This window comes from Gilvibacter sp., assembly GCF_965601605.1.
Classification (GTDB): Bacteria; Bacteroidota; Bacteroidia; order Flavobacteriales; family Flavobacteriaceae; genus Gilvibacter.
The window spans coordinates 30,745-55,044 of sequence record NZ_CBFCWJ010000041.1; the positions used below are offsets into that span (position 1 = coordinate 30,745).

General features: G+C 43.5%; 20 protein-coding genes and 5 tRNA genes. All 25 read right to left on the reverse strand.

The features are described 5' to 3' along the window. Nucleotides 1-17: 17 nt before the first annotated feature. Nucleotides 18-4,319 carry a DNA-directed RNA polymerase subunit beta' gene (rpoC, locus tag ACSLP7_RS11810; RefSeq protein WP_291184328.1) on the reverse strand — a complete coding sequence of 1,434 codons (4,302 nt, stop codon included), beginning with the start codon at nt 4,317-4,319 and terminating at the stop codon, nt 18-20. A 68-nt stretch (nt 4,320-4,387) separates the two neighbouring features. Further along, nucleotides 4,388-8,200 (reverse strand): DNA-directed RNA polymerase subunit beta, encoded by a 3,813-nt coding sequence (gene rpoB, locus ACSLP7_RS11815; protein WP_435579495.1) that lies wholly within the window; start codon nt 8,198-8,200, stop codon nt 4,388-4,390. Between the two features lie 138 nt (nt 8,201-8,338). Next, nucleotides 8,339-8,716 (reverse strand): 50S ribosomal protein L7/L12, encoded by a 378-nt coding sequence (rplL, locus tag ACSLP7_RS11820; RefSeq protein ID WP_087523077.1) that lies wholly within the window; start codon nt 8,714-8,716, stop codon nt 8,339-8,341. A 54-nt stretch (nt 8,717-8,770) separates the two neighbouring features. After that, on the reverse strand, nt 8,771-9,292 hold the full coding sequence (rplJ, locus tag ACSLP7_RS11825; protein ID WP_291184321.1) for a 50S ribosomal protein L10: 522 nt from the start codon (nt 9,290-9,292) through the stop codon (nt 8,771-8,773). Nucleotides 9,293-9,307: 15 nt separating this feature from the next. After that, nucleotides 9,308-10,003, reverse strand: coding sequence for a 50S ribosomal protein L1 (rplA, locus tag ACSLP7_RS11830; RefSeq protein ID WP_435579496.1), 696 nt, complete (start codon nt 10,001-10,003; stop codon nt 9,308-9,310). A gap of 20 nt (nt 10,004-10,023) precedes the next feature. Beyond that, a complete protein-coding gene (gene rplK / locus ACSLP7_RS11835) occupies nt 10,024-10,461 on the reverse strand; it encodes a 50S ribosomal protein L11 (protein WP_087523080.1) in 438 nt (145 codons plus the stop codon). Between the two features lie 74 nt (nt 10,462-10,535). Next, entirely contained in the window at nt 10,536-11,090 is a 555-nt protein-coding gene (gene nusG, locus ACSLP7_RS11840) for a transcription termination/antitermination protein NusG (protein ID WP_291184313.1), read from the reverse strand. A 10-nt stretch (nt 11,091-11,100) separates the two neighbouring features. Further along, nucleotides 11,101-11,289 (reverse strand): preprotein translocase subunit SecE, encoded by a 189-nt coding sequence (secE, locus tag ACSLP7_RS11845; protein ID WP_087523082.1) that lies wholly within the window; start codon nt 11,287-11,289, stop codon nt 11,101-11,103. Between the two features lie 15 nt (nt 11,290-11,304). Continuing rightward, nucleotides 11,305-11,377 (reverse strand) — tRNA-Trp (locus tag ACSLP7_RS11850). Between the two features lie 68 nt (nt 11,378-11,445). Further along, on the reverse strand, nt 11,446-12,633 hold the full coding sequence (tuf, locus tag ACSLP7_RS11855; protein WP_291184309.1) for an elongation factor Tu: 1,188 nt from the start codon (nt 12,631-12,633) through the stop codon (nt 11,446-11,448). 126 nt (nt 12,634-12,759) lie between these two features. Next, nucleotides 12,760-12,831, reverse strand: a tRNA-Thr gene (locus tag ACSLP7_RS11860). Between the two features lie 112 nt (nt 12,832-12,943). Continuing rightward, a tRNA-Gly gene (locus tag ACSLP7_RS11865) sits at nt 12,944-13,016 on the reverse strand. A gap of 360 nt (nt 13,017-13,376) precedes the next feature. Continuing rightward, nucleotides 13,377-13,459, reverse strand: a tRNA-Tyr gene (locus ACSLP7_RS11870). Between the two features lie 35 nt (nt 13,460-13,494). Next, nucleotides 13,495-13,568: transfer RNA gene (locus ACSLP7_RS11875), tRNA-Thr, on the reverse strand. A 103-nt stretch (nt 13,569-13,671) separates the two neighbouring features. Continuing rightward, nucleotides 13,672-13,974, reverse strand: coding sequence for a ribosome hibernation-promoting factor, HPF/YfiA family (gene hpf / locus ACSLP7_RS11880; protein WP_291184306.1), 303 nt, complete (start codon nt 13,972-13,974; stop codon nt 13,672-13,674). A 35-nt stretch (nt 13,975-14,009) separates the two neighbouring features. Continuing rightward, nucleotides 14,010-14,903: a tyrosine-type recombinase/integrase gene (locus ACSLP7_RS11885; protein WP_435579497.1), complete on the reverse strand. Its 894-nt coding sequence runs from the start codon at nt 14,901-14,903 to the stop codon at nt 14,010-14,012. A 68-nt stretch (nt 14,904-14,971) separates the two neighbouring features. Further along, nucleotides 14,972-15,166 carry a 30S ribosomal protein S21 gene (gene rpsU / locus ACSLP7_RS11890; RefSeq protein ID WP_087523086.1) on the reverse strand — a complete coding sequence of 65 codons (195 nt, stop codon included), beginning with the start codon at nt 15,164-15,166 and terminating at the stop codon, nt 14,972-14,974. 75 nt (nt 15,167-15,241) lie between these two features. Further along, nucleotides 15,242-16,675, reverse strand: coding sequence for a carboxypeptidase-like regulatory domain-containing protein (locus ACSLP7_RS11895; protein WP_435579498.1), 1,434 nt, complete (start codon nt 16,673-16,675; stop codon nt 15,242-15,244). A 72-nt stretch (nt 16,676-16,747) separates the two neighbouring features. Next, a complete protein-coding gene (locus ACSLP7_RS11900) occupies nt 16,748-17,914 on the reverse strand; it encodes an acyl-CoA dehydrogenase family protein (protein WP_435579499.1) in 1,167 nt (388 codons plus the stop codon). A gap of 75 nt (nt 17,915-17,989) precedes the next feature. Then, nucleotides 17,990-18,844, reverse strand: coding sequence for a helix-hairpin-helix domain-containing protein (locus ACSLP7_RS11905; protein ID WP_435579500.1), 855 nt, complete (start codon nt 18,842-18,844; stop codon nt 17,990-17,992). Between the two features lie 49 nt (nt 18,845-18,893). Beyond that, nucleotides 18,894-20,543: an alanine/glycine:cation symporter family protein gene (locus ACSLP7_RS11910; RefSeq protein ID WP_435579501.1), complete on the reverse strand. Its 1,650-nt coding sequence runs from the start codon at nt 20,541-20,543 to the stop codon at nt 18,894-18,896. Between the two features lie 89 nt (nt 20,544-20,632). After that, a complete protein-coding gene (locus ACSLP7_RS11915; protein WP_435579502.1) occupies nt 20,633-21,664 on the reverse strand; it encodes a potassium channel family protein in 1,032 nt (343 codons plus the stop codon). 33 nt (nt 21,665-21,697) lie between these two features. Further along, nucleotides 21,698-21,925: a PspC domain-containing protein gene (locus ACSLP7_RS11920; RefSeq protein ID WP_435579503.1), complete on the reverse strand. Its 228-nt coding sequence runs from the start codon at nt 21,923-21,925 to the stop codon at nt 21,698-21,700. A gap of 75 nt (nt 21,926-22,000) precedes the next feature. Then, nucleotides 22,001-22,981, reverse strand: coding sequence for a PLP-dependent cysteine synthase family protein (locus tag ACSLP7_RS11925; RefSeq protein WP_435579504.1), 981 nt, complete (start codon nt 22,979-22,981; stop codon nt 22,001-22,003). A 77-nt stretch (nt 22,982-23,058) separates the two neighbouring features. Continuing rightward, nucleotides 23,059-24,297 (reverse strand): ABC transporter permease, encoded by a 1,239-nt coding sequence (locus ACSLP7_RS11930; protein WP_435579505.1) that lies wholly within the window; start codon nt 24,295-24,297, stop codon nt 23,059-23,061. Nucleotides 24,298-24,300 lie beyond the last annotated feature (3 nt).

The following is a 24,300-nucleotide window of genomic DNA, read 5'->3' on the forward strand; positions in this document are numbered from 1 at the left end:
TATTTATTGAACAAGGATTAATTGTAGTTAACCTCTTGTTTTTCTTCAGTCATTTGTTCCAATTCCTCTTTAGAACCGACGATGATATGATCGTAATTACGCATACCAGTACCGGCAGGAATACGGTGACCTACAATTACATTCTCTTTCAAGCCTTCTAGGGTATCTACTTTACCGCTTACCGCTGCTTCGTTCAACACCTTAGTAGTTTCCTGGAAGGAAGCCGCAGAGATGAAGGACTTAGTTTGTAGCGATGCACGTGTGATCCCTTGTAGGATTGGAGTCGCTGTTGCAGGTACTGCATCACGAGCTTCAACCAAGGCTTTGTCTGCACGTCTCAAGATAGAGTTCTCATCACGCAACTGACGTGGCGATACGATCTGACCTTCTTTCAAAGTTTCAGAATCACCAGCGCTAGATACTACCTTCATTCCAAAGATCTTATCGTTCTCTTCAATGAAGTCGTATTTGTGCGTCAATTGGTTCTCTAAGAAGATAGTGTCTCCCGGATCGTTGATCTTCACCTTACGCATCATTTGACGTACTACTACCTCAAAGTGCTTATCGTTGATCTTCACCCCTTGCAGACGGTATACTTCTTGAACTTCGTTCACTAAGTATTGCTGCACTGCAGATGGGCCTTTGATCTTCAAGATATCCTCTGGAGTGATAGAACCATCAGAAAGTGGCATACCGGCGCGGATGTAATCGTTCTCCTGTACCAGGATCTGATTAGACAGCTTCACCAAGTATTTCTTAATGTCACCTAATTTAGATTCTACAATGATCTCGCGGTTACCACGCTTGATCTTTCCAAAGGAAACAACACCGTCAATCTCACTTACAACTGCAGGGTTCGATGGGTTACGCGCTTCAAAGAGCTCAGTAACTCGTGGTAGACCCCCTGTAATATCACCCGCTTTTGCAGATTTACGTGGAATCTTAACCAAGATCTTACCAACCTTGATCTTCTCAGCATCGTCTACCATAAGGTGAGCCCCTACTGGCAAGTTGTATGAACGGATCACTTCTCCTTTAGCTCCACAAATCTGAAGCGTTGGGATCAGTTTCTTGTTTCTCGATTCAGAGATCACTTTCTCTTGGAATCCGGTTTGTTCATCAATCTCTACTTGATAAGTAACACCTTGTTCGATATTCTCGTACTTGATCTTACCAGCAAATTCAGAGATAATAACACCGTTATATGGATCCCATTGACATACTACATCACCTTTCTTTAGGGTCTGTCCGTCTTTTACAAAGATGGATGAACCGTAAGGGATGTTGTTTGTACTTAGGACAATTCCAGTTTTCTTGTCAACCATTTTGATCTCAGAAGTACGAGAAATCACGATATCAACTTCGTTTCCTTCTGCGTCTTCTCCCTTAACAGTTTTCAAGTCTTCGATCTCGGCCTTACCGTCAAACTTCACTTGTAATTTGTTCTCTTCGGAGATGTTTCCGGCAATACCACCCACGTGGAAGGTACGTAGTGTAAGCTGTGTACCAGGCTCTCCAATTGACTGAGCAGCCACAACACCAACAGCTTCACCGATCTGAACCATCTTACCAGTCGCTAAGTTGCGACCGTAACACATAGCACAGATTCCTTTCTTAGCCTCACAAGTCAAAGCAGAACGAACCTCTACACTTTCCACTGGAGACGCATCGATTCTCTTGGCAACAACCTCGTCGATATGCTCTCCTGCAGCAACTAATAGTTCGTTGCTAAGCGGATCGTAAACATCGTTTAGTGAAGTACGTCCAACGATACGCTCGCCTAGTGACTCCACTACTTCTTCGTTCTTCTTAAGTGGGGTTACCTCTACTCCGCGTAGCGTACCACAGTCGTGCTCGTTGATGATCACATCCTGAGAAACATCTACCAAACGACGTGTCAAGTATCCCGCATCCGCCGTTTTAAGGGCCGTATCCGCAAGACCTTTACGCGCACCGTGCGTAGAGATAAAGTATTCTAAGATCGATAGTCCTTCCTTAAAGTTAGAAAGGATCGGGTTTTCAATAATTTCACCACCTCCAGAGTTGGATTTCTTCGGCTTGGCCATCAGACCACGCATACCCGTCAACTGACGGATCTGCTCCTTAGAACCACGCGCTCCAGAATCAAGCATCATATACACCGAGTTAAACCCTTGCTGATCTTCACGGATACGCTTCATAGAAAGCTCCGTCAAGTTCGCATTGGTTGCAGTCCAGATATCAATTACCTGGTTGTAACGCTCGTTGTTGGTGATAAGACCCATGTTGTAGTTGGCAATAATACCGTCTACTTGTTGGTTCGCGTCGTCAATCATGGTGTGCTTCTCCTGTGGAATAATGATATCCCCAAGGCTAAACGACAATCCTCCTTCAAAGGCGAACTTATATCCAAGGTCTTTAATGGAGTCTAAGAAATCAGCAGTAGTAGGCACGTCAGTTACTTTCAAAATACCACCAATGATATCACGTAGGGATTTCTTGGTCAATACTTCGTTGATGTAACCTGCAGCCTCTGGTACTTCCTGGTTAAAGATCACACGACCTACAGTCGACTCAATAACTTGGTATACCAATTCTCCAGCTTCGTTAAAGTCTTTTGTACGGATCTTGATGATCGCGTTCAAGTCAACTTTCTTTTCGTTGTAAGCGATTACAACCTCTTCCGCAGAGTAGAAGGTCAAACCTTCCCCTTTAATTGGGTGCTCTTTGGTGGATTTACGTGGCTTGGTCATGTAGTACAGACCCAATACCATATCCTGAGACGGTACCGCTACTGGAGAACCGTTTGCTGGGTTCAAAATGTTGTGAGAGGCAAGCATCAACAGCTGTGCTTCCAGAATTGCTTCTGGCCCTAGTGGAAGGTGAACCGCCATTTGGTCACCATCAAAGTCGGCGTTAAATGCCGTACACACTAACGGGTGTAGCTGAATCGCTTTCCCTTCGATAAGCTTAGGCTGGAACGCTTGGATACCCAAACGGTGAAGCGTAGGAGCACGGTTCAGGAGTACTGGGTGTCCTTTAAGAACGTTCTCCAAGATATCCCAAACTACAGGCTCTTTCTTATCGATGATCTTTTTAGCCGATTTTACCGTTTTCACGATACCACGCTCGATCAGTTTACGGATCACAAACGGCTTGTATAGTTCTGCGGCCATGTTCTTAGGCAGACCACATTCGTATAGTTTCAATTCTGGTCCAACAACAATTACCGAACGCGCTGAATAATCCACACGCTTACCAAGTAAGTTTTGACGGAAACGTCCTTGCTTACCTTTAAGCGAGTCAGAAAGTGATTTCAGTGGACGGTTAGAGTCTGTTTTTACTGCGGATGACTTACGGGTGTTATCGAATAGCGAGTCCACAGATTCCTGCAGCATACGCTTTTCATTACGTAAGATCACTTCCGGAGCTTTGATCTCTACCAAACGCTTCAAACGGTTGTTACGGATAATCACACGACGGTAAAGGTCGTTCAAATCCGAAGTTGCGAAACGTCCACCATCTAGTGGTACCAATGGACGCAATTCTGGTGGAATCACCGGAATTACCTTCATGATCATCCACTCAGGCTTGTTCTCGCGGTTGTTGTTAGCCTCACGCAAAGCTTCCACCACTTGCAAACGCTTAAGGGCTTCTGTTTTACGTTGCTTAGAAGTTTCGTTGTTCGCCTTGTGACGCAGATCAAAAGACAAGCTGTCTAGATCAATGCGGTTCAACAATTCGATCAAACATTCTGCTCCCATCTTCGCGATGAATTTGTTAGGATCAGAATCTTCTAAGTACATATTCTCCTGAGGAAGGGTATCCAATACATTCAAATACTCCTCTTCAGTAAGGAAGTCCATCTTTTGCAACGGCTCTCCCTCTTCGTTTTTGGCGATACCTGGTTGAATAACCACATAACGCTCATAATAGATAATCATATCCAACTTCTTGGACGGCAATCCAAGAAGATATCCGATCTTGTTCGGAAGACTTCTGAAGTACCAAATATGCGCAACAGGTACAACCAAGTTGATGTGACCTACACGATCACGACGCACTTTCTTTTCGGTAACTTCTACCCCACAACGGTCACAAACGATTCCTTTGTAACGGATACGCTTGTACTTTCCACAGGCACATTCGTAGTCCTTTACAGGTCCAAAAATACGCTCGCAGAACAAACCGTCGCGCTCGGGTTTGTGGGTACGGTAGTTGATGGTTTCTGGTTTTAATACCTCTCCGCGAGATTCTGCCAAAATAGACTCCGGCGAAGCCAAACCAATAGAAATCTTGTTGAATTTCTTTACCGTGTTGTTATCTTTATTTCTTGCCATAATGCTAATATGCTATGCTAATTTAATGCTAAAGTGAGCTACACTTTATCTTATCCCCAAAAGGGCAATTACTCTTCTAAACGGATATCCAATCCAAGACCTTTCAATTCGTGCATCAATACGTTGAATGACTCCGGCAGACCAGGTTCTGGCATGCTTTCGCCTTTCACGATAGCTTCATAAGTCTTGGCACGTCCAATAACGTCATCGGATTTAACCGTTAGAATTTCGCGCAAGGTGCTGGATGCTCCGTATGCTTCGAGCGCCCAAACCTCCATTTCTCCAAAACGCTGACCACCAAATTGTGCCTTACCACCAAGTGGCTGCTGCGTAATGAGCGAGTAAGGTCCAATAGAACGGGCGTGCATCTTGTCATCGACCATGTGACCCAACTTAAGCATGTAGATCACACCAACTGTTGCCGGCTGATCAAAACGCTCTCCGGTTCCACCATCATATAGATAAGTGTGTCCGAATCGTGGAATACCTGCCTCATCAGTCAATTCGTTGATCTGGTCTAGAGTAGCACCGTCAAAGATCGGAGTAGCAAACTTGCGACCCAATTTCTGACCAGCCCATCCTAGTACCGTTTCGTAGATCTGTCCGATGTTCATACGAGATGGTACCCCAAGTGGGTTTAGTACGATATCTACAGGAGTACCGTCTTCAAGGAATGGCATATCCTCTTCACGTACAATACGTGCAACAATACCTTTGTTACCGTGACGTCCTGCCATCTTATCACCTACCTTAAGCTTACGTTTCTTAGCGATGTAAACTTTAGCCAGTTTCAAGATTCCAGAAGGAAGCTCATCTCCAACAGAGATGGTAAATTTCTCACGTCTTAGGTTACCCTGTAGGTCATTCTCTTTGATCTTGTAGTTGTGCAACAACTCGGCAACCAATTTGTTGGTGTCCTTATCTGTAGTCCACGTTCCTTGTGTAAGGTGCGTATAATCGTCTACAGCGTTAAGCATTTTAAGGGTGTATTTCTTTCCTTTAGGGAAGATCTCTTCACCCAAGTCATTCATTACACCTTGAGCAGTTTTACCACCCACGATCTCAAAGAGCTTCTCAACAAGCACGTCTTTCAAAGCAGAGAACTTAGTCTCGTACTTCAATTCAAGCTCGTTGATGTCTTCTTTATCTTTAGCACGTTTGCGCTTGTCTTTAATAGCGCGTGCAAATAGTTTTTTGTCAATTACTACCCCGCTCAGTGAAGGAGAAGCTTTCAAAGAAGCATCTTTTACATCACCTGCTTTGTCACCAAAGATGGCGCGTAGTAGTTTTTCTTCCGGAGTCGGATCGCTCTCTCCTTTAGGAGTGATCTTTCCGATAAGGATATCACCAGGCTTCACCTCGGCACCAACGCGGATCATACCGTGCTCGTCCAAGTCTTTAGTAGCCTCTTCAGATACGTTAGGGATATCACTAGTCAATTCCTCGTTACCTAATTTGGTATCGCGAACTTCTAGTGAGTACTCATCAATGTGGATAGACGTAAAGATATCTTCACGCACCACTTTTTCTGAGATCACAATCGCATCCTCAAAGTTGTAACCCTTCCATGGCATAAAGGCCACTTTCATGTTACGTCCTAGTGCCAATTCTCCGTCTTCTGTTGCATAACCTTGACACAGTACCTGGCCCTTAGCCACACGGTCACCTTTGCGAACGATAGGCTTCAAGTTGATCGAAGTACTCTGGTTGGTCTTGCGGAATTTGATCAATTGATAAGTCTTAGAGTCTCCATCAAAACTTACCAAACGCTCGGTATCATTACGATCGTACTTGATCGTGATCTCGCGAGAGTCCACGTATTCAACTACTCCGTCACCTTCTGCGTTGATCAACACTCGTGAATCCGACGCTACTTGACGCTCCAATCCAGTTCCCACAATTGGAGAATCTGCAATAAGAAGCGGTACCGCCTGACGCATCATGTTTGATCCCATCAAGGCACGGTTCGCATCATCGTGCTCCAAGAAAGGAATAAGCGAAGCCGAGATCGAAGAGATCTGGTTTGGCGCTACATCCGTGTAGTGTACCTCCTTAGGATCTACTACTGGGAAGTCACCTTCCATACGAGCAATTACACGATCGTTTTCAATAGTTCCGTCTTTTTTAAGCGGAATGTTTGCCTGAGCAATTAGTTTCTCTTCTTCCTCTTCTGCAGATAAGTAGATCGGCTCTGTCTTCAAGTCAACTTTACCGTTCTCCACCTTGCGGTAAGGAGTTTCAATGAATCCGAGGTTATTCACCTTGGCATACACAGAAAGAGAAGAGATCAGTCCAATGTTTGGACCTTCAGGAGTTTCAATAGGACACAGACGCCCGTAGTGGGTGTAGTGTACGTCTCGAACCTCAAATCCGGCGCGCTCACGTGATAGACCTCCAGGCCCTAGTGCAGATAGACGACGCTTGTGCGTAATCTCTGCAAGTGGGTTGGTCTGGTCCATGAACTGAGACAACTGGTTGGTTCCAAAGAAGGAGTTGATCACAGAAGATAGGGTCTTCGCGTTGATCAAGTCAATCGGTGTAAATACCTCGTTGTCACGAACGTTCATACGCTCACGAATAGTACGGGCCATACGCGCTAAACCTACTCCAAACTGTGAAGAAAGCTGCTCTCCTACGGTACGTACACGACGGTTAGACAAGTGATCGATATCATCAATCTCAGCTTTAGAGTTGATCAATTCAATCAAATACTTGATGATGGTAATGATATCTTGTTTGGTAAGAACTTGCTTATCCATTTCAATATCAAGACCAAGTTTTTTGTTCATTCTGTAACGTCCTACCTCACCCAAGTTGTATCGTTGATCTGAGAAGAACAACTTGTTGATGATTCCGCGAGCGGTCTCTTCATCGGGCGGTTCAGCGTTACGCAATTGACGGTAAATGTGCTCTACCGCTTCTTTTTCAGAGTTGGTAGGGTCCTTTTGTAAAGTGTTGTGGATAATCGCGTAGTCCGCCTGCTGATTATCTTCTTTGTGAAGCAAGATGGTCTTACTTCCGGACTCAAGAATTACGTCAATATGTTCTTTTTCAAGGATGGTATCACGATCCAAAACGATCTCGTTTCTCTCGATAGATACAACCTCTCCAGTATCTTCATCTACGAAATCTTCGTGCCAGGTCTTAAGTACACGAGCCGCCAACTTGCGATCCATATATTTCTTAAGTCCTGTTTTAGTGGCCTTCACCTCTTCTGCAAGGTCAAAGATCTCTAGGATATCTTTATCGCGCTCAAAACCGATGGCGCGGAAAAGCGTAGTTACTGGTAATTTCTTTTTACGATCGATATAAGCGTACATTACGCTGTTGATATCGGTCGCAAATTCAATCCATGATCCTTTGAATGGGATCACACGTGCCGAGTACAATTTGGTACCATTGGCGTGGAAGGACTGTCCAAAGAACACCCCTGGTGAACGGTGTAGCTGAGAAACAACTACACGTTCAGCACCGTTGATACAAAAAGTTCCAGAAGGTGTCATATACGGGATAGTTCCCAGGTATACGTCCTGCACGATGGTTTCAAAATCTTCGTGCTCTGGATCGGTACAGTATAATTTTAAGCGGGCCTTTAACGGAACGCTGTAGGTCAATCCGCGCTCAATACACTCTAAAATCGAGTAGCGTGGCGGATCAACGAAATAATCTAAAAATTCCAGTACAAATTGATTGCGGGTATCTGTAATTGGAAAGTTTTCCATGAAGGTGTTGTACAAACCTTCGTCTCCTCGTTCTTCTGATTTGGTCTCTAACTGGAAAAAATCTTGGAAGGATTTTACCTGAATGTCCAGGAAGTCTGGATAATCCGGCTTGTTTTGCACAGAAGAGAAATTCAATCTTTCAGTTTTCGTTGCGGACATCTACGAACGGAATTTAATTAACAAAAAACTAGGGTGCGCAAAGGTTTTAAAATCAAACCTTTATATACGCAAAATGGTTTAGGCCCATCCCGGTATTCGGGAAGGCCTAAACCTTAGGGTTGGCTAACTGCCGGGAGCTTACTTAAGCTCAACCTCAGCGCCAGCTTCTTCTAACTGAGCTTTTAGTGCTTCAGCTTCATCTTTAGCTACACCTTCTTTGATTGGTGAAGGAGCGTTATCAACTAGTTCCTTAGCGTCTTTAAGACCAGCACCTGTCAATTCTTTAACTAGTTTTACTACAGCTAGTTTAGAACCTCCAGCGGCTTTAAGGATTACGTCGAATTCTGACTTTTCCTCAGCGGCGTCTCCACCAGCAGCACCACCACCAGCAGCAACAGCTACAGCTGCAGCAGCAGGCTCGATACCGTACTCTTCTTTAAGGATGTCAGCTAACTCGTTTACCTCTTTTACAGTAAGGTTAACTAATTGTTCTGCGAATTCTTTTAAATCTGCCATTTTCTATCGTTTTAATAAAATTGTATTCTAAGTGTTTGATTTTTCTTGTTGTGCTTATCCTTCGCGCTCAGAAAGTGTCTTAACAATTCCTGCAATCGTTCCACCACTCGATTTAAGAGCAGAGATAACGTTCTTAGCAGGCGATTGCAACAATCCGATGATATCGCCAATAAGCTCCTCTTTAGATTTGATCTCAACGAGAGCATCCAATTGGTCGTCGCCAATGAAAACTGCTTCTTCGATGAAAGCACCTTTAAGGATTGGACGGTCCGCTTTCTTACGGAACTCCTTGATCACTTTAGCTGGAGCGTTTCCAGTCTCAGAGAACATCAATGAAGTGTTGCCTTTAAGAACACCAGATAATTCTCCGAAGTCCTTGTCACTACTCTCCATTGCTTTCTCAAGCAAAGTGTTCTTTACTACAGACAACTTAACTCCCGCTTTAAAACAAGCGCGTCTCAAGTTGGTTGTAGTTCCTGCGTCCAAGCCTGAGATATCCGCTAGATATACTACGGAGTTCTCAGCTAGCTGTGCAGTCAAATCCTGAATAACTTGTGATTTTTCTTCTCTTGTCATTGTCTTTGGGTTTTACTACTCAGCAAATCTCTTGGTGTCGATACTTACTCCAGGACTCATAGTACTGGACATGTAAATACTCTTGATATATACACCTTTGGCCGCTTGAGGCTTTAACTTTACTAAAGTGGTTATTAATTCGCGGGCGTTTCCAGCGATCTTTTCAGCGTCGAAAGACGACTTTCCAATCGCAGCGTGAACGATACCGGTCTTCTCAACTTTAAAGTCGATCTTACCACCTTTCACATCTTGCACCGCTTTAGCAACGTCCATTGTTACTGTACCAGTCTTAGGGTTTGGCATAAGTCCACGAGGTCCTAGAATACGTCCTAGTGGTCCTAACTTACCCATTACGCTTGGCATGGTAACAATTACGTCAACATCCGTCCATCCTCCTTTAATCTTATCGAGGTATTCGTCTAAACCAACGAAATCAGCTCCTGCAGCAGTAGCTTCGGCCTCCTTATCTGGAGTAACCAAGGCCAATACTTTTACATCTTTACCAGTACCGTGTGGAAGTGTTACAACCCCGCGAACCATTTGGTTAGCTTTACGAGGGTCAACATTCAAACGAACTGCAAGATCTACAGAGGCGTCAAAGTTCACGTTGGTGATCTCTTTTATTAAAGCAGAAGCTTCGGTCAAACTGTAGTCCTTATTAACGTCTACCTTCGCGCGAGCTTCCTTTTGCTTTTTGGTCATTTTTGCCATGATCTGTTTTCTTTAAATCATTAAAAAGGGGCTGTCCCTTTAATTTTAACTCCCATAGATCGTGCAGTACCAGCTACCATTTTCATGGCAGACTCGATTGTAAATGCGTTCAAATCCGGCATTTTATCTTCTGCAATAGTTTTCACCTGATCCCAGGAAATTGTGGCTACTTTACGCACGTGTGGTTCACCAGAGCCTTTTTTGACTTTGGCTGCCTCAAGGATCTGTACAGCTGCTGGAGGGGTCTTAATTACAAACTCGAAAGATTTGTCCTTATAAACCGTAATCACAACAGGCAATACTTTACCTTGCTTATCTTGAGTTCTACCGTTGAATTGCTTGCAGAACTCCATGATGTTAACACCTGCGGCACCTAAAGCGGGTCCTACTGGCGGTGACGGGTTAGCCGCTCCACCTCGAACCTGTAACTTTACGACTTTATCTACTTCTTTTGCCATTGTTTACATTTTAGGTCGATTCTTCACAGTTGGAAGCTCCGGAAGAATCACTTTATTCGCGTAACAGTTTTTTACTAAATTTTTTCTACTTGCATATAGCTGAGCTCAAGTGGAGTCTTACGACCGAAGATCTTCACCATTACTTCTAGCTTGCGTTTTTCTTCGTTGATCTTCTCTACGGTTCCGTTGAATCCGTTGAAAGGACCATCGATCACTTTTACAGTCTCTCCTACTACATAAGGAATGTTTAGGTTTTCATCTTCGATAGCCAATTCGTCTACCTTACCTAACATTCTGTTCACTTCAGACTGTCTTAACGGCACTGGGTCTCCCCCTTTGGTCTCTCCTAAGAAACCAATAACACCGTTTATGGATTTAATGATGTGTGGAATCTCTCCTGTGATATTCGCATTGATAATGATATATCCTGGAAAGTACACACGCTCTTTACTTATCTTTTTTCCGTTGCGGATCTGAATAACCTTTTCGGTTGGAACCAGAACTTGCTCGATATAATCTTGCAGATTCAAGCGCACCACTTCACTTTCGATGTAGTTCTTGATCTTGTTCTCTTGTCCGCTAACCGAACGAACAACATACCACTTCTTAGTATTTTTTGTCTCCGTCATTCTGCAGCGTTTATCCCTTGATTAGTTTAAAGTACTGCTCGATCACTCCAGAGAAGACTGTGTCTACTCCCCAAGTGGCCAATGCCAATACAACAGAAAAAACTGCAACAATAACAGTAAGTCGTTGAGCCTCAGATAAAGGTGTCCAAGTGACGTGATTTCTTAGCTCGTTATACGACTCTTTAATATATTCTATCATTGTTCTTGTGTTTTGCACGGGTTGAGAGACTCGAACTCCCGACACCTGGTTTTGGAGACCAGTGCTCTACCAACTGAGCTAAACCCGTAGATAAAAGTCAAGGTGTACCGCGAAAACGGGACACCTTTGACTTATTTATGTTTATCTACTGTGTACTTAGTCGATGATTTCAGTAACCTGACCAGCTCCAACAGTTCTACCACCTTCACGGATAGCGAAACGCAATCCAACGTTAAGTGCGATAGGTTGAATCAAGTCAACAGTAATGGTAAGGTTATCACCCGGCATTACCATCTCAACACCATCAGGAAGTACAATGTTTCCAGTTACGTCAGTTGTACGTACGTAGAACTGAGGACGGTAGTTGTTGTGGAATGGAGTGTGACGTCCACCTTCTTCTTTCTTAAGGATATAAACCTCGGCTTTGAATTTAGCGTGAGGAGTTACAGAACCTGGCTTACAGATTACCATACCTCTTTTGATCTCAGTCTTTTCAATACCACGTAGAAGGATACCAACGTTATCACCAGCTTCACCGCGATCTAGGATCTTACGGAACATCTCAACACCAGTAATAGTAGAAGTCAATTTCTCAGCTCCCATTCCGATGATGTCTACAGCGTCACCAGTGTTGGCAACTCCAGTCTCGATACGACCCGTAGCAACAGTACCACGACCAGTAATAGAGAATACATCCTCGATTGGCATCAAGAAGTCTTTATCTACGTCACGCTTAGGTAGCTCAATCCAGTTGTCTACAGCTTCCATAAGCTCCATTACAGTGTCAACCCACTTTTGCTCACCGTTAAGTGCACCAAGAGCAGATCCAGCGATAACAGGACCATTGTCTCCGTCATACTCGTAGAAGCTCAATAGGTCACGGATTTCCATCTCTACTAGTTCAAGTAGTTCCTCATCGTCTACCATATCCACTTTGTTCATGAATACAACGATACGTGGAATACCTACCTGACGTCCTAGAAGGATGTGCTCACGTGTTTGTGGCATTGGACCATCTGTAGCAGCTACTACAAGGATAGCACCGTCCATTTGTGCAGCACCAGTTACCATGTTCTTAACGTAGTCGGCGTGACCTGGACAGTCAACGTGTGCGTAGTGACGGTTAGCCGTCTGATACTCTACGTGAGAGGTGTTAATAGTAATACCTCTTTCTTTTTCTTCTGGAGCGTTATCGATAGAGTCGAAAGAACGCAACTCAGACAATCCTGCGTTGGCTAGTACAGTTGTAATAGCGGCAGTAAGGGTAGTTTTCCCGTGATCAACGTGTCCAATAGTACCGATGTTCAAGTGCGGTTTGGAACGATCAAAAGTTTCCTTTGCCATGTTTATTAATTTTTAATCTTAATTATATTAGTGTTCAAATTCTTGTTTACTGTTGAATTAAGACCTTCCGATACACAGTGTATCCTGTTGACTAATCCAAAGAAGCAGTTCTTTCAAACTACTTAGAGCCAATGACGGGAATTGAACCCGTGACCTCTTCCTTACCAAGGAAACGCTCTACCCCTGAGCTACATCGGCTTATGCGGGTTGGGCCGTCTAGCCCCGCCTGCCTTATCCATCATTTTACTGACCGATAAGTACAGCAAAAATCGCACCCTCTAATGAAGATGCGATTTCGGCTTGACTTTTGAGCGGGAGACCGGGTTCGAACCGGCGACATTCAGCTTGGAAGGCTGACGCTCTACCAACTGAGCTACTCCCGCGTTTTTTCTTGCTATGCAAGATTGGTTTTCAGTACGTCGAAATTTTAGTGCTGCAAAATTAATGAAATTTTACTAGAAATAAAACAAGCAAAATGAGTTTTCATTGCGACTTTATTTTGCGCTGTGTTTTCCTTAAAGATTACTTGGCCGTCGCCTCGCATTATCCTTCTGAAACACTTTTTTGTTTCACCATTCGGATTAGCTCACTCTCGTTCACTGATATCCTATTGAAACACTTTCATGTTTCACCATTCGGATTAGCTCGCTCTCGCTCGCTGATCCTCGGTGGTGAACCATCTTTATTTTTTTTTCGTCGGCTTACAAAAGCGAGCTTTTGACGCCGACTTTCAAAAAATAAAGTGGGGAGAGCAGGATTCGAACCTGCGAAGGTAAAAACCAACAGATTTACAGTCTGTCCTCGTTGGCCGCTTGAGTATCTCCCCGATAGCTCTAAAACATCGATTTTAAAGAACATAAGAGCCGATGGAGGGACTCGAACCCACGACCTGCTGATTACAAATCAGCTGCTCTAGCCAGCTGAGCTACATCGGCGCTTTTATACTTCCTTTTTGATCAAAAAAAAGTCCGCTATTTCTAACGGACTGCAAATGTATAATAATTTTCTTTTGAAAAAAACTTTTTGAGAAAATTTACCCTAAAGATGGGCACGTTGTTTTTGCTTTCGCTTTTTGAGCTGGCGCTCTAAAGAATTTGCACATTCGTCAATACCTTCTTCAAATTTCCTACACTCCTTTTTTACAATGACATCATCACCAGGGATACTGAGCAAGACCTCAACGATCTTATTCTCCTTCTGACTAGTGTTTTGCACTTTCAAAAACACATCTGCAAAGATGATCTTGTCGTAAAAAGTTTCGAGTTTTGACAAACGCTTTTTGATGAATTCAATAAGCTTGATGTCTGCGTCAAAGTTTGGAGTTTGCACATTAACTTTCATACACGGGTAATTTAAGTTAGACAAAGATTTGTCCTCTAAGATTTATTCCGCGGATGCGCCTTGCTGTGGATTTTCTTTAATTCTGCCACACTGTTGTGTGTGTAGACTTGGGTGGAAGCCAAACTGGCATGTCCGAGCAGTTCTTTAACAGCATTGAGGTCTGCACCTTCGTTCAATAAGTGAGTTGCAAAGGAATGCCGCAATATATGTGGACTCTTCTTTACCTTGGAGGACGTCATACTAAAATACGAATTTATAATTCGGTAAACAAGCGTTTCGTATAATTTAGCACCCTTAGCGGTAAGAAACAGCCAAGGTGTATCTGGCTGATTTACAACCTCAGCGCGCTCACCATCCAAATAAGACTTCAGATCATTGAGCACCCCAGGCAAAAGCGGCACAATGCGCTCCTTGTTGCGCTTTCCCAATACTTTGACCGCTGCTTGTCCAAAATCGATATCAGAGACCTTGAGATTAATGAGCTCACTGCGACGCATTCCCGTGGCGTAAAATAGGCTCACAATCAACTTGTCTCGCACACTTTCAAAACCGTCTTGGCTATTTAGCGCTTCAATGGTGGCTGCAATCTCTGCTTGCGAAAATGGCACCTGCAATTTCTTAGGAGTTTTTAGGGCCTTATGCTGCGCCAATGGACTCACAGATATAGTACCCGTTTTTAAAAGGAACTTGTAGTAAGCTTTTAATGAAGCGACCTTCCGATTTACAGATCTATTAGATATGCCGGAATCAACTAATGAGACGATCCAACTTCTGATTTGCGGATAATGTACTGTTGCAAAATCTTGCTGACCATACTCCGCATCCAAGAAAATGGCGAAGGCCTCTAAATCTCTTGTATAAGCGGTAAGGGTATGCTGGGAGTATTTCTTCTCCAGACTGAGGTAGGCGATGAATTCGGTAAGGGCCATAAAAAAATCCGCTGATCAATGTAAAGGTACACTTTCCAGCGGATTGTTTATGTGGTGATCCTAACGATCTAGATCTCTTCCTGATCTCTAAGATGTTGGATGTATTGCGCTTTTTGGATTTGCGCTCTGCGCTTTACAGAAGGTTTTGTAAACTGCTGACGTGAACGTAGTGCACGCATAGTTCCTGTTCTGTCAAACTTACGCTTGAAACGCTTTAGCGCTCTATCAATATTTTCTCCGTCTTTAACTGGTATAATTAACATAGTGTCATCACCTCCTCTCTTTTGCGGATGCAAAGATAGAAAGTTAATTTTTATATCTGCAACTTCTTTCTAAAATTATTCCTTGAATAGCGATGCTCGCGTACTGAGATCGCGAATGAGTTTTTCCTCCTCCTCACTTTCTAAAAGTACATTGTAAGTCTTCCAAAAGGCTTGGTTATAGGGTCTCGGGATGAAGATATCATCGGACCACTCTTTACTGAGCGCTTGGTCGATAACCATGTCATCACGTATAATCTCCGTAAAGACAATTTCTTGAACCGTATAATAGAACTGCTCTTCCCGCTCCTTTTTGATCTGTTCAGCAGTCTTCTCTTGTTGATCTGAGGAACGATTCCCAATATTGACCAGTTTGGGTGTTTCGTAATAAATATAGTTGGGATACCACTTGTCCTCAAACTCTTTGTAAGTGATCACCAGTTTGTGATTGAGGGTGGTGCCGAACAAACTTTTGGAACGTCTTCGCTGAGCATCAGAGGCAGCGATCAGTTCGTATTCAATACGTTTTATGGCATAGGTTTTCCAGTCTATATAGATCCATCCCTTGGGCTCAAAGCCTTCATTGTAGATCCCAGGAGTATTGAGTCCGACGTAATCCGCACCCTTCTCAATTCTGATTTTATAGACCTTCCGCCCATCGTCTACCAAGACAGTATCCAAAGTAAACTGATGACGATCCAACATCTTGTCGCCCAAGATCGCAAAACGGTCTCCAGCGTTGCGCACCATATTGAGCTTTCCGTTAAAGAGGTTGCCCAAACCGTTCACGCGGTTGTCATTCCACTTAATAGCTTCTACCAATGAAGCCGTTTTAATGGTGTCTCGTCTTAAGTTATCGGCTTTAATGCGCATCCCTTTTTCATCACGCAGATAGGAGTAGTACGTAAACAAACTATCTACGTCTCGCAGGTCATAGCTCTTTCGGTTTTCATCGACATTGACTTTGAGGTATTCCGAACCGCCTGCCACATATGTGGAGTCATAAAGGCTGATGGCACTTTCAATAAGCCATTTATATTCGATCTGATTGCGTTCTTTATGTCTTAAGAATCCTTTTTGAATGTATGAGCTGTCTGGTAAATTACGAGGCAAACGCTCCAAGGCACGGATCACAATATCGTTCCCAGTAGTGGGTCTTGGGTCTGCCACGACAACTACTTCATCTAATGAGGCAATGTCTTCTTCTAAAAAGATGTCTTCTGCCGGATCAAAGTCTGCGATGGCCGTTTTAAAACTCTTGAATCCGATGGAAGAGATCACCAAAGTATCATTAACGTGCTTAGGCGGGACTACCAAAGAAAATTTACCATCGCTATTACTCACGGTTCCGATATAGGAATCCTGAACATAAACACTGGCACTCTCAATAGGCATGAAGGTGGCAAAATCCACGATCTTTCCATTGAGAACTTTCTCTTGTTGCGCGTAAGTGAATCCACAGGCCAAGAAGACGCCTGCAAAAAGTAATTTTTTAAATAGATTGAGCTGCATGCATGTAGGTTTAAATCTCCAATTTATTCTAAGGGAGACCTATTGTAGCTCAAAGTTACATAAATCGGCGAATTATGTAGCCGGTTTGTACTGCTTACCGTCAATGACCATTTTTGCGATGATCTCACGTAATATCTCTGAAGTACCGCCACCAATAGGGCCCAGTCTGCTGTCACGCAACAAACGTGCCATTGGATATTCTTCCATATAACCGTATCCGCCTAACATCTGTAAACAGTCATAAGCTACTTCATCGGCGATCTTGGTAGAGATCAACTTAGACATACTAGCTTCTTTTACCACGTATTCTCCATCACCCAAACGTTTGGCAATGGCGTAGTTGAAGGTTTTACACACTTCCACCTCAGAGGCCAGTTGTGCAATTTTGTGGCGCAAGGCTTGAAATTCGGAGATTGACTTACCAAAGGCCTTGCGGTCTTTCATGTATTGAATGGTGTATTCAATAGCCCATTCTGAGCGTGCGTGGGCGTTGATTCCCATGATCAACCGCTCGCTGGCAAAGTGCTGCATGATGTATTGAAAACCTTTGTTTTCTTCTGCCAAAAGATGTGTAGCAGGAATTTTCACATCGGTAAAAGAGATCTCACCGGTATCACTGGCACGCCAACCCAGTTTGTCTAACTTGGTGGCCGCTACTCCATCCCAATCACGATCAACAATAAACATGCTGATCCCTTTATTACCTAAAGACGGATCCGTTTTGGCTGCAACAATCAAATAGTCGCTGTAGACACCATTGGTGATAAATGTCTTGGACCCGTTTAAGATGTAATGATCACCTTGCTTTACGGCCGTAGAACGCATTCCAGAAACATCAGATCCTCCAAAAGGTTCGGTCACGCATAAACAACCTATCATTTCACCCGTGATACTCTTGGCGAGGTAGTGCTGCTTTTGTTCTTCGTTTCCTTCTGCATTGAGGTGCGTCATAGCCAAATAAGCATGTGCCCACATGGCGGCTGCAAAACCACCAGACTGCACACGTTGCAGTTCTTCTAGGAAGATCACGGTGTAGAAAAAGTCCAAGCCCATACCTCCATAAGCTTCTGGATAGGCAATCCCAAAAAAGCCCATCTCCCCCATTTTACCCCAAATGGATCGGTCAATAGTTCCACTAGCCTCCCAGGCTTCAATATGAGGCGCAACTTCCTTTTGCAAGAAATCGCGGAGACTGGCTCTAAAAAGATCGTGTTCTTCGGTAAAATAAGTTGTACTCATGGATTGTATTATGCTTTCGTTTTTCCAGAACTCAAACGTTTGAGTTCGCTATTAAAAAAAGACCAAATCGGGTGCTTAATTGAATTGCAAATATACGGCAATTCCCGCTAACCAATCCGCAGTGACCCCATCCAACTTGAGCAATTCTGTAGGCTCAGAGACCCTTCCACGTAACCTTCTGAAAATCACCAGCTCTTTTGCCATTTCAAAGTTGATCCCTGGTAATGTAGCCAAGTCTGATGCAGCAACTTCATTAAAGTTCAACTGCGGCTCAACAACGGATTCCTCAATATAAAAGTGCTTTAAAAGTTCAGCTCGAGTTTTGGGTTTTAAGCCGTAGATCAATCGCAGCTGCAAGCTATCGCCAAAATTTCCATAACGCTCTTTGAAACCCAGTATTCGCCCAGCTAAGACCGGGCCAATTCCATAAACAGAATCAAGCGCTGCGGCACTGGCTTTATTGAGATCTTTTTTGACTATGTTTTTATTAAAACTGGAAACTTTCTTTGCTTGCTGCGTCCAAGCAGGAAACTTAAAGTAAGGTGCCATTGCCTCTAAAAGAGAATCAGAAACTCCAGTAACTCTTTGAAAGTCGGCTGCAGAACGCAACCAGAGATTCTTCGCTCTAAATTGTTCCAAGGCCGTTAAAGAAGAGTCGCTTAAACCCCAGAGGTATGCATTGTACGAACTTAAAAAATTAGGATTAAAACGGTAACGTTTGGGTTGAGCCGCAACGGCTCTCAAGGAATCGATAAGCGCCAATTCTGTTGCGCGTGTCTCAAGCACTGCTTCTGCCGTGGTATTATACTTTGGACTCCGGAAGAGACTCAATGCAATAATGCCCAAAATCGAACTTAAAAATAGAAAAATGCTTAGGTGATCCTTCGCGTAAAATAGTAGCAGCCTTTTGGCCAAAAAAAATACCCCCATGTCATATAGTTTTGCATAGGGGTATTAGTAAAAAAGTTAGTCTGGTCGTCTAGTTAGAAGACTTTAATCCTTTAATAGCGTCCAGGTATTTCTTCATTTCATCTCGTACTTTAGGGAACAAGAAGAACAGTCCGATCATGTTCGGGAATACCAAAGCGAGAATCATCGCGTCGGAGAATTTGATCACCGCATCCAAAGTAGCAGCCGCTCCAATGATCACGAACAATAGGAACATGATTTTATAAGTAAGATCGGCAGCTTTTCCTTTACCGAACAAATATTTCCAAGATTGTAATCCGTAGTAAGACCAAGAGATCATTGTTGAGAATGCGAACAGTACAATCGCAATGGTCAACACATATGAGAATCCGGGGATCACCGAATCAAATGCTCGAGAGGTCAAATCTACTCCACCGAGTTGCTCTCCGGTTCCGTTGAGGATCACGTTGGATCCTTCTACAGCTCCGTATTCAAACACACTTTGCAAGTTGGTTCCGTCAATATTGAAGAAGATGATCACCAAGGCAGTCATTGTACAGATCACTACAGTATCAATGAATGGCTCCAACAAGGCAACAACACCTTCACTGGCTGGATATTTTGTTTTTACTGCGGAGTGCGCAATAGCTGCAGATCCTGCACCAGCCTCGTTAGAGAAAGCAGCGCGCTGGAATCCGACGATCAGTACTCCAAGGAAACCTCCAAGTCCTGCCATAGGCGTAAAGGCTCCTTTAAAGATCAGTCCGAATGCGTCATCGATGTAAGAGAAGTTAGCAAAGATGATCACTAAGGCAGCCAACACATAGATACCTGCCATAAATGGAACGATCTTCTCAGTAATCTTAGCAATACGCTTAATTCCACCAATAATTACAATACCTACTAAAACAGCTAGGATAATACCGATGATAGTTTTGGTAGCTCCACCCTCAATCTGGATCAGTGAAAGCAATTGAACTGTAGCTTGGTTGGATTGGAAGGCGTTACCTCCACCAAAAGAAGCTCCCACACAAAGCACTGCAAACACAACAGCCAATACTTTTCCTAGCCCAGCCATATTGCGCTCTTTTAGCCCCTTAGATAAATAGTACATAGGTCCACCGTAAACGGTTCCATCAGGACCCACATCACGATATTTAACACCCAAAGTACATTCGACAAACTTAGTAGCCATTCCAATAAGACCACAAACGATCATCCAAAAGGTAGCTCCAGGACCACCCAAAGCGATAGCTACAGCAACCCCGGCAATGTTTCCTAAACCAACGGTTCCAGAAACTGCAGTTGCCAAAGCTTGGAAGTGAGATACTTCCCCTTCCTCACTCTCGTCACGAATGGTATCTGGCAAATCGCCATCTACGATGTTTACGTCAGATTTTTCAACACCGTGACCTTCTGCGCCTTCAATGTCGTCATATTTTCCACGCACCGTATTGATCGCCAAAGGAAATCTTCTGATGCTCGGTACTTTAAAATAAATAGTAAAGAAAGTAGCTCCTATAACCAATAGAATCACCACTACAGGTATATTGAATTCGCCCACGGGGACCGTAGTAAGAACTAGGTTTTCCCACCAAACCGCGGCAGGCATTACCGCGTCGTTGATCTTTTCATCTAGACCAGCTTCTTGAGCGTCTTGAGCAAAAGAAAATAAGGGTGATAATACTGCTAATGCTAACAGAAGTACTTTTTTGTACATAAGAATTGTTTTAGTTTGCGATTTTTCCAGCTCACAAGATGCTAAAAAAAATAGCGAATTCAAATTTTTAGCCGTTAAAAAGTCTGGGCTTAAACCTTGTAAACCTCCTTTAAACGCTCGATTTGAGGCGGTCTGCCAATGAGGATAAGTTTGGATTGTTTCTGGAGGACCATTTCCGGTTCTGGATTCACAATGTACTCACCATTAGGGGATTTGTATCCGATAATGGAACAGCCCGTTCGCTTGCGCAGATCCAGATCGCGAATGGCCATTTCTTTGCCATCGGGGCAAATATTTTCAAAGGAAACTTGCTCTACATTGATGCTGTCCTCTTCACCAGAAACGGTTAGGTTGTCTAGAAATTCAACCAAGTCAGGAACTACTACTAGTGAGGCCATATGATCGCCACCGATCTTATCGGGCATGATCACATTATCCGCACCCGCTAATTTGAGTTTTTGATAACTGGTCTCTTCCGTAGCACGGCTTATTATGCGTAGTTTGGGATTGATCTGTCTGGCAGAAAGTACAATGAACAAATTGTCGGCATCACTCGGCAAGGCACAAATCACTGTTGCGGCGCGCTCAATTCCGGCTTGATACAAAACCTCATCTTCATCGGCATTGCCATTGATAATCAAAATATCATCGTCTAAAAGTGCTCGTGCCACAATCTCCTCATCGATCTCAACAACCACAAATGGTCTGTTATACGCCTTAAGCTTTTGCACGGCCTGTCTTCCGTTTCTTCCGTAACCGCAGACAATGACGTGTCTGTTCAATGATTCGATCTGCTTTTTCACTCTTTTCTGTCTAATGTTACCAATATTGCTCTTGCCCAAGAGGTATTCAGAGATGACCGTGATGGCATATCCAACAATAAAGATACTGGATAGGATCAATATTGAAGTGAATATCTTTTCACTTGGCCCAAGGGGTTGAACCTCCTGAAAACCAACCGTAGTAATGGTGATGATGGTCATGTAGACCGCATCGATCCAGCTGTAATCTGCATAAAACTTAAAGCCGAGAACTCCAGTCATAAACACAGCCAGCAAAAGGACCAAGGCAACGGCCATTTTGGATCTAAAGTACCTTCTGAATAAAGTAACTCTGGGCATTTACTGATTTAAATCTGATACGATCAAAGCCTGCTATAAATCAAAAACAGAACTTCTCTTGGTGTAAATTAAGTCTTTTAATTTAAGCCAGAAAGCCAGGGTGAGATAAATAGCAAAACCCGCACCGAGGGTTGCAAAACTCACATAGATAAAAAACAGTCGGACACTCTTAGCACGCATCCCTAAACGCTCCGCCAAACGCGAAGAAACGTAGAATCCGCGTCGCTCAAAATAGTGTCTTAAATCATAAACCCATTTCATAGCTTTCTGCCTTAATGCAAGATAAGAAAACCCCCGATTTTTAGGTCGAGGGTTTGTATTTTTTCAGTCGTGGACTTATTCGATATAGCCCATTTTTCGCATCCAATCGTCATTGAACATTTTGCCCACATAACGGCTGCCGTGGTCGTGGAACAGAACCACCACCACATCGTCTTCATTAAATTCATCCTTGAGCTGTAACAGTCCTTTCATGGCAGCACCCGCAGAGTTCCCTAAGAACATCCCTTCTATCTTGGCCAAGAGTTGGGTGTAAACGGCTGCGTCTTTATCAGTGACCTTAGTAAAGCCATCAATAACATCGAAATTTACATTCTCTGGCAAGATGTCTTCACCGATTCCTTCTGTGACGTAAGGATAGATCTCTTTCTCATCAAAGATTCCGGTCTCGTGGTATTTCTTAAATACACTTCCGTAGGTATCGATTCCCCAAACTTTTACATTCGGATTTTGTTCTTTTAAATATTTCCCAACTCCAGAAATGGTTCCGCCAGTACCAACACCTACTACAAAATGTGTGACCTTACCGTCGGTTTGCTTCCAGATCTCAGGACCGGTGCTTTCATAATGCGCCACCGCGTTGCTCGGATTGTCGTATTGATTCACATACCAGCTGTTCGGGGTTTCCTCTCCCAAACGCTTAGAAACAGAATAGTAAGATCGAGGATCATCAGGAGCCACATCCGTAGGACAAACAATCACTTCTGCCCCCATAGCTTTAAGCACGTCTACTTTTTCTTTAGACTGCTTATCAGTAGTGACAAAAATGCTTTTGTAACCTTTTACCACGGCTGCAAGTGCCAAGCCCATTCCCGTATTCCCAGAAGTTCCCTCAATGATAGTTCCTCCTGGTTGCAGGCGTCCGTCGGCCTCAGCATCTTCTACCATCTTAAGAGCCATTCGGTCTTTCACTGAATTTCCAGGATTGAAAGTTTCATACTTCGCCAGTACCAAACAAGGCAGTTCTTTGGCCAGGTGATTGATCTTTACCAAAGGTGTATTCCCTATGGTTCCCAATATATTTTCTGCGTATTCCATCTGTGTGTTTAAGACAGTGCAAAGGTACAAAACCCCTCAGATTTTAAATCCCTAAGGCCTTGTTAATTCCAAATGGATTATTGAAAGCGGATGGCCTTGATAGGCGCAATTCTGGTTACGGTATAAGAAGCTCCCCAAAGCATTAGCAAACACAGCGCTAGTGTTCCGGCATTGAGCGCTAAAATGTAAAATGCATTGAGATAAACAGGCGCTTCTTTCATGTAGTAGATCTCTGGGTCCGGGTATTCAAAAACACCAAATTGCCATTGAATGGCTATGAGTCCCAAACCGATCAAATTCCCCCAAAACAAACCGAGAAGAATAATGTATCCCGCATTGTACAAGAAAACCTTTTGGATGCTCCAGTCAGAACTGCCCAAGGCTTTCAAGGTTCCTATCATTTGGGTGCGTTCTAAAATAAGCACCCACAAAGCGGTGATCATGTTGATCCCAGCAATCACGATCATGATTCCAATAATGAGGTAAATATTAAAATCAAAAAGGTCCAGCCATTCAAAAATGGAGAAGTATTTTTCTCTAATGCTGATGGCGTTGAGTTCAGAATCAATATTTTCATAAACCGCTGCGCTGGTTTCAGAAAGCTTGTCAAAATCTTCCACAAAGACTTCAAAGCTTCCGATCTGATCCGGCTCCCATTTGTTCAAGCGTTGAATGTGGCGAATATCCGCTACTAAGAATTGCTCATCAAATTCCTGAAAGCCGCTGTTGTAAATACCAACCAGATCAAAGCCACGAGTTCTAGTAGGGCGCTCGCTGTCGTTATTGACAAAATAGGTCGCCACTTTATCTCCAACTTTGAGATCCAATCGATTGGCCAGGTATTCTGAAATGAGAATTTCTGCATTTAAATTACCGCTGTAATCTGGTAGACGACCTTCTTTGAGGTACTCCTCAAAATGTGAGAAGTCGTAATCGGCATCTACCCCTTTGACCACAATGCCTTCAAAGGTTTCTTCCGTACGGATCACTCCTCCTTTTAAAGCCGTGACCTGAATATCCTTAATGCCCGAAACTAAATTGAACTCCGGATAGAACTCTTGATTAATGCTTATGGGAATCTGAGAGTCAAAAGAAAAGTTGGTATCATAATTGGAGATGATGATATCCCCGTGAAAGGCAGAGACCTTTTCCTTGATCTTGCGTTGAAGGCCAATACCCGTAGCAATAGCAATAAGCATCACTATGGTGCCAATGGCAATTGCGGCTATGGCTATTTTTATAATTGGACCCGATACGCTACTTTTATGATCCTTGGAACGCGCAATGCGGCGGGCTATAAAATATTCGAAATTCACTCC

Coding starts and splice junctions, on each gene's coding strand:
- rpoC (WP_291184328.1), bottom strand. CDS start 4,319: ATGGCAAGAAATAAAGATAACAACACGGTAAAGAAATTCAACAAGATT.
- rpoB (WP_435579495.1), bottom strand. CDS start 8,200: ATGTCCGCAACGAAAACTGAAAGATTGAATTTCTCTTCTGTGCAAAAC.
- rplL (WP_087523077.1), bottom strand. CDS start 8,716: ATGGCAGATTTAAAAGAATTCGCAGAACAATTAGTTAACCTTACTGTA.
- rplJ (WP_291184321.1), bottom strand. CDS start 9,292: ATGACAAGAGAAGAAAAATCACAAGTTATTCAGGATTTGACTGCACAG.
- rplA (WP_435579496.1), bottom strand. CDS start 10,003: ATGGCAAAAATGACCAAAAAGCAAAAGGAAGCTCGCGCGAAGGTAGAC.
- rplK (WP_087523080.1), bottom strand. CDS start 10,461: ATGGCAAAAGAAGTAGATAAAGTCGTAAAGTTACAGGTTCGAGGTGGA.
- nusG (WP_291184313.1), bottom strand. CDS start 11,090: ATGACGGAGACAAAAAATACTAAGAAGTGGTATGTTGTTCGTTCGGTT.
- secE (WP_087523082.1), bottom strand. CDS start 11,289: ATGATAGAATATATTAAAGAGTCGTATAACGAGCTAAGAAATCACGTC.
- tuf (WP_291184309.1), bottom strand. CDS start 12,633: ATGGCAAAGGAAACTTTTGATCGTTCCAAACCGCACTTGAACATCGGT.
- hpf (WP_291184306.1), bottom strand. CDS start 13,974: ATGAAAGTTAATGTGCAAACTCCAAACTTTGACGCAGACATCAAGCTT.
- ACSLP7_RS11885 (WP_435579497.1), bottom strand. CDS start 14,903: ATGGCCCTTACCGAATTCATCGCCTACCTCAGTCTGGAGAAGAAATAC.
- rpsU (WP_087523086.1), bottom strand. CDS start 15,166: ATGTTAATTATACCAGTTAAAGACGGAGAAAATATTGATAGAGCGCTA.
- ACSLP7_RS11895 (WP_435579498.1), bottom strand. CDS start 16,675: ATGCAGCTCAATCTATTTAAAAAATTACTTTTTGCAGGCGTCTTCTTG.
- ACSLP7_RS11900 (WP_435579499.1), bottom strand. CDS start 17,914: ATGAGTACAACTTATTTTACCGAAGAACACGATCTTTTTAGAGCCAGT.
- ACSLP7_RS11905 (WP_435579500.1), bottom strand. CDS start 18,844: ATGGGGGTATTTTTTTTGGCCAAAAGGCTGCTACTATTTTACGCGAAG.
- ACSLP7_RS11910 (WP_435579501.1), bottom strand. CDS start 20,543: ATGTACAAAAAAGTACTTCTGTTAGCATTAGCAGTATTATCACCCTTA.
- ACSLP7_RS11915 (WP_435579502.1), bottom strand. CDS start 21,664: ATGCCCAGAGTTACTTTATTCAGAAGGTACTTTAGATCCAAAATGGCC.
- ACSLP7_RS11920 (WP_435579503.1), bottom strand. CDS start 21,925: ATGAAATGGGTTTATGATTTAAGACACTATTTTGAGCGACGCGGATTC.
- ACSLP7_RS11925 (WP_435579504.1), bottom strand. CDS start 22,981: ATGGAATACGCAGAAAATATATTGGGAACCATAGGGAATACACCTTTG.